Below are 10545 nucleotides of genomic sequence, written 5' to 3'. Positions count from 1 at the left end.
CTGGAAAAACCTTTCCACAACTACTACAACAAAGCTGACAGAATGCCGGGACAGACTGGTGAAAACCTTATGGTCCTTCTTGAGAGCAGACTTGACAACGTAGTATTCCGTATGGGATTTGCAAGAACAAGACGTGAAGCTCGTCAGATCGTTGACCACAAACACGTACTTGTAAACGGAAAATGTGTAAACATTCCGTCTTACCTTGTAAAAGCTGGTGACACAGTTGAAATCAAAGAAAAATGCAAAGGTTCTGAGAGATACAAAGGAATTCTGGAAGTAACAGGTGGAAGACTTGTTCCGGAATGGATCGATGTTAATCAGGAAGCTTTAAGCGGAACTGTAAAAGAACTTCCAAGAAGAGAAGCAATTGATGTTCCGGTAAACGAAATGCTTATCGTCGAGCTGTATTCTAAATAATAATTAGAACACGAGTAACTGTGGGGAGTTTTCTTCACAGTTACAGCATTCGTTAATACCCTCAAATGTTGAATACCCAGAAGGAGGGAACCATATAGTGTTTGATTTTAATAAACCAAAAATCGAAATTACGGAAATTTCCGAAGATAAAAAGTTTGGCAGATTCGTAGTAGAGCCTCTGGAAAGAGGATATGGTACTACACTTGGTAATTCTCTCAGAAGAATTATGCTGTCCTCCCTCCCGGGAGCAGCAGTAAGCCAGGTTAAGATCGATGGAGTTCTTCATGAATTCAGCTCTATTCCGGGCGTAAAAGAAGACGTTTCAGAGATCATCATGAATCTGAAAAGCCTTGCTATCAAAAATACCAGCACAGACAATGAGCCAAAGACCGCATATATCGAGTGTGAGGGATCTGGTGTTGTAACAGCAGCTGACATCCAGGCAGATCAGGATATCGAAATCATGAATCCAGATCAGATCATTGCTACTCTTAACGGAGGCAAGGACTGCAGACTGGCTATGGAGCTTACAATTACCCGTGGCCGTGGTTACATCGGTGCTGATAAAGCCAAAACTGACGACATGCCGATCGGCGTAATTGCAGTTGATGCAATCTACACACCGGTTGACCGTGTAAACATGGTTGTAGAGAACACCCGTGTTGGTCAGGTTACTGATTTCGATAAACTTACATTGGATGTATATACCAATGGAACACTGGATCCGGATGAGGCTGTCAGCCTCGCTGCGAAGGTACTGAGTGAACATCTGAGCCTGTTCATTGATCTTTCTGAGAATGCAAAGACTGCAGAAGTCATGATCGAGAAAGAAGACAATGAGAAAGAAAAGGTTCTGGAGATGAGCATTGATGAGCTCGAACTTTCCGTTCGTTCTTATAACTGCCTGAAGAGAGCCGGAATCAACACAGTTGAAGAACTTTGCAACAGAACTTCTGATGATATGATGAAGGTTCGTAACCTTGGTCGTAAGTCATTAGAAGAAGTACTTGCTAAACTGAAAGAACTGGGCTTACAGCTTCAGCCAACTGAAGAATAAGCACTTCTTAATAATTTGAGCGGGGATGCCTAAGCATTCATGCAGTAAGACCGAACTAGCATGTATGGATGTCCCGCAGATGGAGGAAAATAACATGGCAAAATATAGAAAATTAAGCAGAACTTCTGATCAGAGAAAAGCTCTGTTAAGAAACCAGGTAACAAACCTTCTGTACAACGGAAAAATCGTTACCACTGAAGCTAAAGCTAAAGAGATCCGCAAGATCGCTGAAAGCCTTATCGCTATGGCAGTTCGCGAGAAAGACAACTTCGAGACAGTTACTGTAACTGCAAAAGTTGCTCGTAAAGATGCTGACGGTAAGAGAGTAAAAGAAGTTGTAGACGGAAAGAAAGTAACCGTATATGACGAAGTACAGAAAGAAATTACCAAAGATGCTCCATCCAGACTGCACGCTCGTCGTCAGATGGCTAAAGTATTCTACCCGGTAAAAGAAGTTCCGACCAAAGCTGCTGGAAAGAAGAAAAACACAAAAGACATCGACATGACCAAGAAGATGTTCGAAGAGATCGCACCGAAATATGCAGATCGTAACGGTGGTTACACAAGAATTGTTAAGATCGGACCGCGTAAAGGTGACGCAGCAATGGAAGTTCTGATCGAGTTAGTATAATTTGACAGAAATCAGGAGAAGATATTCATAGCAGGATATCTTCTCTTTTTTTTATCAAAAGGAATAGATGTCCTTTTTCTATGAAAATGTGACAGGAAATGTACAGGAATTTTAAATTTGCTATGAGAAAACGTCATATTTTGCAAGAACGTCATATTTAACAGCAAAAACGTCAAAAAAATTAGGGGGGGGGTAAAAGTGAATTCAGAAATATGATATAATTGGCGTATGCAAAAGAGAAATATTTTAGAAAGAGAGAATTTAATGAAACCAATTACAATTGCTATTTGTGATGGGAATTCCAGGGATGCAGGAGTTCTTGAAGAATATGTACGAAAGTTACTTCCAGATGCTGAAATCACAAAACTTACAAAAAGTCACCAGCTGCTCAATCGTATGACCGAGAATCCAAATCAGTTTCAGCTTATTTTCATGGAGATTGAGTTTGAAGAGGAAAATGGAATATGGGTTGCACAGGAAATACGGAAAGTCAACAAAAAAGTTGGAATCATATTTATGACAAAGAGTGAGAAATATTACAGACAGGCATTTGAGGTGTTTGCACTTCAGTATCTTCTTAAACCACTGACGTATGAAAAAATTGAAAAAATTTTTTATTTTCTGGATAGCAATGTGCAGAGATACAGTGATAGATCTATGGAAGAGAGAAGTGTCTGTTTTCGCTATCGTTCCCGGTTTTATACGATCAGACACAGTGAGATCCAGTATATTTCAAGCAGTCTTCACACAGTAAATTTTCATATGGAAGATGGAGGAATTATCCATTGCAGAGGAAAACTCTGTGATTTTGAGGATCAGCTGAAAGGCAGTTCTTTTCTTCGCTGTCACCAGAGCTTTTTTGTCAATATGAACAAGACAATGGGAATGAAGGCTGATGGCTTTATTATGAGAGACATTGTAGTGCCTGTTTCCAGAACATATATGAAGGAAGCGCAAAAACAATATCGTAATTATCTGAACGAAAAAGAATTTTTTACCAAATAAATCAGATACAGGTGTCTGCCTTTTTTTGCTAACTTTTCGAAGACAGTTGCTAAATCAGGAAAATTGTCGTAAAATCAGTAGGAACTATAAAGTTAAAATAAAAGGAACAGAACACATGAATATTAGAAGAATACTGGCAGTCTGGGCTGCCAAGGCAACTGGCTTTGCCTGCAAGAAGATGGGACGCCAGGGTGTGACATGGGCAGGCAAGATCGCACTTAAGATATATCCGCCTGTACTGAAAGAACTGGCAGGGGAAGTCAAAAAAGACATTTTTGTAGTATGCGGTACCAATGGTAAGACTACGACCAACAACATGCTCTGTGCAGCACTGGAGGCAGAGGGACAGAAAGTCATCTGTAACCATACCGGCTCCAATATGCTGAATGGTGTTGTGGCGGCATTTGTACTTGGGGCAGGACTGAACGGACATATCAAGGCAGATTATGCCTGCATTGAAGTAGATGAGGCATCCACGAGATATATTTTTCCACAGATCAAGCCGGATTATATGGTTATGACGAACCTTTTCCGCGATCAGCTTGACCGCTATGGTGAGATCGATATCACCATGAATATTCTCGAAGAAATGATCCGCAAAGTGCCAAAGATGAAACTTGTGGTAAACGGAGATGATGCATTGTCTGCTTATCTTGCAATGGACAGCGGAAATGCCTGTACGTACTACGGAATCAGCAAAGCTGTCATGAAGAGCAAGACAAATGAGATCCGGGAGGGTCGTTTCTGCAAACGCTGCGGCGAGAGATTACAGTACAGTTTTTATCATTATAGCCAGCTTGGTGATTACAAATGCCCGAAATGCGGTTTCCATAGACCGGTTCCAGAATATGATGCTTCTGATGTACAGGTAGGAGACCAGCTTTCTTTCCGTGTGGAAGATCATAAGATCACTGCAAATTACAAGGGATTTTATAACGTATACAATATTCTGGCTGCCTATGCGGGAATCCGCACGGCCGGATTTAAGGCGGAACATTTCCAGGATATGCTTAGGAAATTCAATCCGGAGAACGGTCGTATGGAACAGTTCCGTATCCAGGGAACCAGTGTGACACTGAACCTTGCAAAGAACCCGGCAGGTTTTAACCAGAATATTTCTGCTGTGATGCAGGACAGCATGCCGAAGGATGTGCTCATCGCAATCAACGACAATGCACAGGATGGAATCGATATTTCCTGGCTATGGGATGTGGATTTTGACCGCTTCCAGGAGGAGAGCATCCGCTCCATCACAGTCAGCGGTATCCGATGCCAGGATATGCGTCTTCGAATGAAATACGTAGATATTCCGACCATGCTGGAAGCTGATGTCGAGAAGGCGATCCGCAGCCGCGTGGCTGACGGAACCGGAAATCTGTATGTGCTTGTAAACTATACAGCACTGTTCAGTACCAGAAATATACTCAAGAAGCTGGAGGGAGAGCAGAAATGAAACTTACGATAGGACATTTATATCCGGATCTCCTGAATCTTTACGGGGACAGAGGCAATATCCAGTGCCTGATGAAGAGATGCCAGTGGAGAGGAATCGAGGCAGAAACCATCGCCTACGAGATCGATGACAAGATTGATTTTTCCAAACTTGATATCGTGCTTCTGGGAGGCGGTTCCGACAGGGAGCAGATGCTTGTCTGTGAGAAACTCAAGGAGATCCAGAAGGATTTCAAGGCATATGTAGAGGATAATGGAGTCGTTATCGCTATCTGCGGCGGTTATCAGCTCCTTGGAAATTACTACAAGACGGACCAGGGAACGATCAAGGGGCTGGAACTTGTAGATATGTATACAGAGCAGGAGGAGGGCCGTCTCATCAGCAACATCGTCCTTCAGAGCGACCTGTTTGAGATGCCGGTCGTCGGTTTTGAGAACCACGGTGGAAGGACATGTATCAACGATAACAAACCGCTTGGCAAAGTTCTCTATGGTTCTGGAAATGACGGTAAATCCGGTTATGAAGGTGTTGTGTACAAGAATGTGATCGGAACCTACCTCCATGGACCGCTGCTTCCGAAGAACCCGCAGCTTGCGGACTGGCTGATCCTGCACGCACTGCAGAAGAAATACGGAGAGCAGACAGAGCTTACCCCGCTTGACGACAGCCAGGAAAAAGAAGCCAACGATTATATCTGTCACAGATTCCTCAAATAGTACTTGCATTCAAAATATGGTGAGGATATAATTCAAATATAAAAGGTCACGAAGGTGCTGAGAGCCAAATGCTTTTGACACCTTCTTTTTGCAAAAGACAATCATAATCATAAAAGGGCAAACAAGGGGACAAAAATGGCGAAATCACGTAATCAGAAAGCAAAAATACTGGTTTTGGAACATCTGCTTGAGGAGACCGGGGAGAACCGTGCAGTAACTATGCAGGAGATCCTTGAGAAACTGACAGAATGTGGAGTCAATGCGGAGCGTAAAAGTATTTATGATGATTTAGACGCGCTGAGAGAGTTTGGACTGGACATAAAATATAAACGAGGAAGACCGGGCGGCTATTATCTTGCAGGTCGGAATGCAGAAAAAAAGAAGGAAACAGTGCTGAAACCTGCAGTCAGACAGAACAAAGAGAAAGTACAGCCGGTTGTTAAAGAAGTACTGGTAAAGCATTTTGTTCTGGACGAGAGCGAGATCCAGGATACAGAGAAACCTATGAAACTTCTGTGCAGGGAGACAAGAGAAAAAGAAGTTCAGGAATATTTTGGCACTAATGGAAATTACAAGACAAAAGAAGCCGGATACATATCCGCTACAGTACCACAGATATCCGGTCCGCAGTTTTTTGGATGGCTGACTGCAATGGGAAGGGACGTTACGATCGTCAAGCCAAAGAAGACAGCGGCAGCCTATAGAGACTATCTGAAACTTCTCGCAAAGGAATATAAAGGAATTTAACATGAAAAAAAAGACAGCATATCTTTTATTAGGCATTTTTCTGACAACGACTGTACTTGGCGGATGTGGCAAGAATGAGGCAACAGAAGCTGCCAGTGAAAGTGCACAGACAGAAAAAGAGGGAGCAGGAGAGGATGAACTGACAGAGACTCCGACTCCGGAAGCAAAATCAGATAAAGAAACAAATAAACAGAAATCATCAAAGGAAACAGAAACCTCAGATTCTGACAATGAGGACAAGACGGAGGAGACAACGGAAGCTTCCAGAGAGAAGATCGCCGTTCTTCTTCCAAACGAGGAGAAATGGACCAGAGATGCAGATGAGTTCAAAAGCACACTTGAGGACGATGGATATGAACCGGTGATCGAGTATGCCGAGAACGATGTTTCCAGACAGGTTTCCCAGATCCAGGAACTGACAGCAGAAGAGGTTTCTGCGTTCGTCATTGCACCGGTGGATCCTTATGGGCTCAAGAGTGTCCTTGAGAGCGTGAAGGAAGCGGAAATTCCGGTATTTTCCTACGATGATCTGATCATGGATACGAATGCAGTCAAATATTATGTCACATTTGGCGGCCGCCAGATCGGTCAGATGATCGGCAAGAAGATCATTGAGAGCGAAGAACTGGACAAGGTCCGTGAGGCAAAAGAATCCAGGACAATCGAATTTTTTATGGGATCTCTGGATGATACGCAGGCGCTGTTTCTGTATAACGGTCTGATGGAGACGCTGCAGGAATATCTGGATGACGGAACTCTTGTATGCAAATCAGGCAAACTTTCTTTTGATGACACAGGAATCCTGAGATGGAGTAAAAACACTGCAAAATCACGTGCAGCAGAGATCCTGGAGCAGTTTTATCCAGATGGAGCGGCACCGGATATCATCTGTACAGGATTTGACGATGCAGCAGGAGCCGTGCAGGAAGCACTTCAGGAGGCTGGTGTAGTTCCGGGAACAGATATCTGGCCGATGATCACGGGAAATGGCTGCAAGGAGGATGCAGTGAAGCGTATAGCATCCGGCACACAGGCATTCAGTGTATTTATGGATTCCAGAGAACTTGCGGATCAGTGCGAGGAGATGGTAAATGTATATCTCCACGGAGAGGATGATCCGGAAGTCAATGATTACGAGCAGTATGACAATGGCGTCAAGATCATAGGAACTTATCTCTGTGAGTCGCAGGTGATCGACAGGGATAACTATGAGATCCTGATCGACAATGGATATTATTCAGAGAAGGAAGTAGAGCCGGACCCGACAGAGGCACCGAAGCCGGTCACACCGACTGAGGCAGCAGAGCCGACGGTGACTCCAACGGAAACACCGGAGGAAGTTTCCCCGACACCAGCTGAGACAGAAACACCAACTCCAACGGAAAAGGCGGAGCCGACAAAGAAGCCGACTTCTACGCCGAAGCCAACCGCTACGGAGACACCAACACCGACCGAAAAGGCAAAGAAATAATAAGTAAAGATACAAAAATACAGCCGGAACAGAGCATTAAGACTTTGTTCCGGCTGTTGTTTTGTGCGCTTTGCGATAAATTTTACTGTGGACGGTAAAAAATTACTCGCGGAATGTCAGAGAATCATCAGTCATAGAGTCAACGATCGCAAGAGATTCCAGACGAACACCCATGTCACGGATCTTCTGTCCGCCGTTCTGGAAACCTTTCTCGATCACGATTCCGGCACCTTCAAGGGTAGCTCCGGATTCTTTGACGATCTCGATCAGGCCGAGCAGTGCACATCCGTTGGCAAGGAAATCATCGATCAGGAGAACATGGTCTTCCGGTCCGAGAAATTTCTTGGATAAGATCACGTCATAAACTTTCTTGTGGGTGAAAGATTCTACCTTGGAACAGTACATCTCACCATCCAGATTCAGGCTCTGTGCCTTCTTGGCAAAAACTACAGGCACATCAAAATACTGTGCTGCGATACAGGCAATTCCGATTCCAGATGCTTCGATCGTAAGGATCTTGGTGATCGGGCAGTCAGCAAAACGTCTCTTGAATTCTTTGCCGATCTCATTGATCAGAGTAATGTCCATCTGGTGATTCAAAAAACTGTCTACTTTCAAAATATTTCCTGGTTTCACGATTCCATCTTTCAGTATACGGTCTTTTAAAAGCTGCATGTTATATCTCCTTTGACTAAAATTCTCGTTTTTGTAAAATTATATTTATGATACTCTATTCTTCGCAGAAGTTCAATTCTTTTCGACAAATTTTTTATAAAGATACAAAAAATCTTGTGTGCGACGAAAAAACGTTTCGGGTAGATCTTACTTTCCTGCATGGTTTGCAAAAAAAGGTAAGGTCTGGTACAATGAAACCAGTGTGAAAATTGAGACAAATCATGCAGATACAGGAGGTTAAGATCATGGAACAGAAATATACAGTAGATGCAAGAGGAGAACAGTGCCCGATTCCGGTCGTAAAGACAAAGAAAGTCCTGGACGGCATCCAGGGAGATGCAGAGATCACTGTGCTCGTAGATAATGAAACAGCAGTACAGAATCTTACCAGAATGGGAAAACATGCAGGTGCAGAAGTACTTTCTGAGAAAAAATCCGACCAGGAATTCCAGGTCATCATCCGTGTGAAAGACCAGAAGCCGTCAGAAACCCAGGAGGAAACCGTAGAGTGCATCCCAGATGTCAGGGGAGATTTCGTGATTGCAGTTGATACAGCAATCATGGGACGCGGAAACGATGAACTCGGCAAAGTCCTGATGAAAGGCTTTATTTTCGCAGTGACACAGCTTGAGAAACTTCCAAAGACCATGCTTTTTTATAATGGCGGTGCAACACTGACCACAGAAGGCTCTGATTCTCTCGAAGATCTCAAGAGCCTGGAAGCACAGGGCGTAGAGATCAAAACCTGCGGTACCTGCCTGAATTACTATAGCCTGACAGATAAACTTCAGGTCGGAGAAGTCACAAACATGTATGACATCGTAGAGATTCTTGCAAAAGCAGCCAAAGTCGTAAAACCATGATCCAGAAGATTCCAAGATATCTGCTGACTTTTTACAGCACCAGCGGTGCCATGGCGGTGGAGAGATACTGCAAGGAGAACGGGATCGCCGGAAGACTGATCCCGGTCCCGAGGGAGATCTCGGCAAGCTGTGGGCTTTCCTGGGCAGTGCCACTTGAACAGAAGGATGAGCTTGGTGTGATCGAGGCAGAGTTTGCAGATGAGATCGAGGGAAAGTGGAGTCTGGATATATGACTTTCAGAGAGGACAGAGACCATGAAAGAATATGAAGTAATCTGGGAGATCTTTAATAAATGCCCGAGAAACCAGATGCGGGATGTCTTTGTGGAGGAAGTGGAGATTGCAGACCCGGAAGAATATGTCAAAAAGAAATTCCAGGGCAAAGATGTCTCCTATGACAAGACTATCCTTGCAGATGGAACGATCGTCTTTGATATCGTAACATCGCAGATAAAACAGAGATGTTCCTTTACAGAGATTTAGGCAGTGTGGTATAATATAATTTCAAGGCTGCGGGTATTACTATAGAAGCAGCCCGTAAGACAGTACTGATAATTTGATACCTGAGAGGAGCACTGACATGAGTGAAGCAAAGGAAACCCATGTACATGTACTGGAAGATGGAACTACAATAGAACATTCTCATGGAGAACACGGTCATCATCACAGCCATGCCCAGACCAAGGCGGTTCTGAACCGGCTTTCCAGGGCGATCGGACATCTGGAATCGATCAAGCGTATGGTGGAGGACGGCAGAGACTGTTCTGAGGTGCTGATCCAGCTTTCGGCGGTCAAATCAGCCATCAACAATACAGGCAAGATCATCCTTCAGGATCATATTGAGCACTGTATCGTGGATGCGGTAGAGCACGGAGACAAGGATGCCATCAAGGAGCTGGAACGTGCGATCGACCGGTTTATGAAATAAAATACAGGTCATGCGGCCCGGGAGACAGGACTGTAAGGACCGGAAAATAAAGGAGAAACAAGAAATGGCAGAATGCAGTAACAGCGGATCATGCGGCAAATCAAGCTGCGAAGGATGCGCAAGCAAAGGACAGAGCAATCCGCAGAATTTTATGGCGGAACAGAACATCTTTTCAGATGTAAAACACGTCATCGGTGTTGTCAGCGGCAAGGGCGGCGTAGGTAAATCCTTCGTGACAGGATCCCTCGCAAACGCAATGGCAGCCAAGGGCTACAAGGTAGGTATCCTGGATGCGGACATCACAGGACCATCTATCCCGAAGATGTACGGACTGACAGGAGCAGCACAGGCAGACGACAACGGAATCTATCCGATGGAGACAGCAAATGGGATCAAGGTTATGTCCATCAACCTTCTTCTTCCGACAGAGGACACTCCGGTTATCTGGAGAGGTCCGGTCCTTGCAAATATGGTAAAACAGTTCTGGACAGATGTAGTATGGGATCAGATCGACTATCTCTTCGTAGATATGCCGCCAGGAACCGGTGATGTACCGCTTACTGTATTCCAGTCTCTTCCG

The 10545-nt window shown here is 44.3% G+C and carries 14 protein-coding genes; 13 read left to right on the top strand and 1 reads right to left on the bottom strand.

Annotated features, from left to right (window positions below):
- From rpsD to QZL69_RS08750, 8 genes are all read left to right on the top strand, one after another.
- The coding region (gene rpsD / locus QZL69_RS08785; RefSeq protein WP_291519068.1) for a 30S ribosomal protein S4 at positions 1-420 on the top strand (420 nt) is incomplete at its 5' end.
- A gap of 97 nt (positions 421-517) precedes the next feature.
- A complete protein-coding gene (locus tag QZL69_RS08780; protein ID WP_022214841.1) occupies positions 518-1477 on the top strand; it encodes a DNA-directed RNA polymerase subunit alpha in 960 nt (319 codons plus the stop codon).
- A 94-nt stretch (positions 1478-1571) separates the two neighbouring features.
- On the top strand, positions 1572-2108 hold the full coding sequence (locus QZL69_RS08775; RefSeq protein WP_022214840.1) for a bL17 family ribosomal protein: 537 nt from the start codon (positions 1572-1574) through the stop codon (positions 2106-2108).
- A gap of 264 nt (positions 2109-2372) precedes the next feature.
- Positions 2373-3113, top strand: coding sequence for a LytR/AlgR family response regulator transcription factor (locus tag QZL69_RS08770; protein ID WP_022214839.1), 741 nt, complete (start codon positions 2373-2375; stop codon positions 3111-3113).
- Between the two features lie 115 nt (positions 3114-3228).
- Positions 3229-4566 carry a MurT ligase domain-containing protein gene (locus QZL69_RS08765; protein ID WP_022214838.1) on the top strand — a complete coding sequence of 446 codons (1338 nt, stop codon included), beginning with the start codon at positions 3229-3231 and terminating at the stop codon, positions 4564-4566.
- Positions 4563-5282, top strand: a complete 720-nt coding sequence (locus QZL69_RS08760; RefSeq protein WP_022214837.1) for a type 1 glutamine amidotransferase — start codon at positions 4563-4565, stop codon at positions 5280-5282. Before QZL69_RS08765 ends, QZL69_RS08760 begins: the two co-directional genes overlap by 4 nt.
- Before the next feature lie 135 nt (positions 5283-5417).
- Positions 5418-6029 carry a hypothetical protein gene (locus QZL69_RS08755; protein ID WP_022214836.1) on the top strand — a complete coding sequence of 204 codons (612 nt, stop codon included), beginning with the start codon at positions 5418-5420 and terminating at the stop codon, positions 6027-6029.
- Position 6030: 1 nt separating this feature from the next.
- A complete protein-coding gene (locus QZL69_RS08750; RefSeq protein ID WP_022214835.1) occupies positions 6031-7500 on the top strand; it encodes a substrate-binding domain-containing protein in 1470 nt (489 codons plus the stop codon).
- Between the two features lie 102 nt (positions 7501-7602).
- Here QZL69_RS08750 and QZL69_RS08745 read toward each other — a convergent pair whose 3' ends face one another.
- On the bottom strand, positions 7603-8175 hold the full coding sequence (locus tag QZL69_RS08745) for a xanthine phosphoribosyltransferase (RefSeq protein WP_022214834.1): 573 nt from the start codon (positions 8173-8175) through the stop codon (positions 7603-7605).
- A 245-nt stretch (positions 8176-8420) separates the two neighbouring features.
- Between QZL69_RS08745 and yedF the strand changes: the two genes are divergently transcribed.
- From yedF to QZL69_RS08720, 5 genes are all read left to right on the top strand, one after another.
- Complete coding sequence (yedF, locus tag QZL69_RS08740) at positions 8421-9038, top strand: sulfurtransferase-like selenium metabolism protein YedF (protein ID WP_022214833.1); 618 nt, start codon at positions 8421-8423, stop codon at positions 9036-9038.
- Entirely contained in the window at positions 9035-9271 is a 237-nt protein-coding gene (locus QZL69_RS08735; RefSeq protein WP_022214832.1) for a DUF3343 domain-containing protein, read from the top strand. Before yedF ends, QZL69_RS08735 begins: the two co-directional genes overlap by 4 nt.
- Positions 9272-9292: 21 nt before the next feature.
- Positions 9293-9520 carry a hypothetical protein gene (locus QZL69_RS08730; RefSeq protein WP_022214831.1) on the top strand — a complete coding sequence of 76 codons (228 nt, stop codon included), beginning with the start codon at positions 9293-9295 and terminating at the stop codon, positions 9518-9520.
- A gap of 97 nt (positions 9521-9617) precedes the next feature.
- Positions 9618-9965: a metal-sensing transcriptional repressor gene (locus tag QZL69_RS08725; protein ID WP_022214830.1), complete on the top strand. Its 348-nt coding sequence runs from the start codon at positions 9618-9620 to the stop codon at positions 9963-9965.
- A gap of 64 nt (positions 9966-10029) precedes the next feature.
- On the top strand, positions 10030-10545 hold a 516-nt coding region (locus QZL69_RS08720), incomplete at its 3' end, for a P-loop NTPase (protein WP_291519060.1).

It is taken from the genome of Blautia sp. CAG:237 (genome assembly GCF_000436615.1).
GTDB lineage: Bacteria > Bacillota > Clostridia > Lachnospirales > Lachnospiraceae > Blautia_A > Blautia_A intestinihominis.
This window is presented reverse-complemented; position numbering and strand designations above follow the sequence as displayed.

Excerpts from the sequence above, each read along its gene's own strand:
- yedF (WP_022214833.1), top strand. The coding sequence starts at position 8,421 with ATGGAACAGAAATATACAGTAGATGCAAGAGGAGAACAGTGCCCGATT.
- QZL69_RS08760 (WP_022214837.1), top strand. The coding sequence starts at position 4,563 with ATGAAACTTACGATAGGACATTTATATCCGGATCTCCTGAATCTTTAC.
- QZL69_RS08750 (WP_022214835.1), top strand. The coding sequence starts at position 6,031 with ATGAAAAAAAAGACAGCATATCTTTTATTAGGCATTTTTCTGACAACG.
- QZL69_RS08730 (WP_022214831.1), top strand. The coding sequence starts at position 9,293 with ATGAAAGAATATGAAGTAATCTGGGAGATCTTTAATAAATGCCCGAGA.
- QZL69_RS08745 (WP_022214834.1), bottom strand. The coding sequence starts at position 8,175 with ATGCAGCTTTTAAAAGACCGTATACTGAAAGATGGAATCGTGAAACCA.
- QZL69_RS08735 (WP_022214832.1), top strand. The coding sequence starts at position 9,035 with ATGATCCAGAAGATTCCAAGATATCTGCTGACTTTTTACAGCACCAGC.
- QZL69_RS08765 (WP_022214838.1), top strand. The coding sequence starts at position 3,229 with ATGAATATTAGAAGAATACTGGCAGTCTGGGCTGCCAAGGCAACTGGC.
- QZL69_RS08725 (WP_022214830.1), top strand. The coding sequence starts at position 9,618 with ATGAGTGAAGCAAAGGAAACCCATGTACATGTACTGGAAGATGGAACT.
- QZL69_RS08775 (WP_022214840.1), top strand. The coding sequence starts at position 1,572 with ATGGCAAAATATAGAAAATTAAGCAGAACTTCTGATCAGAGAAAAGCT.
- QZL69_RS08770 (WP_022214839.1), top strand. The coding sequence starts at position 2,373 with ATGAAACCAATTACAATTGCTATTTGTGATGGGAATTCCAGGGATGCA.
- QZL69_RS08755 (WP_022214836.1), top strand. The coding sequence starts at position 5,418 with ATGGCGAAATCACGTAATCAGAAAGCAAAAATACTGGTTTTGGAACAT.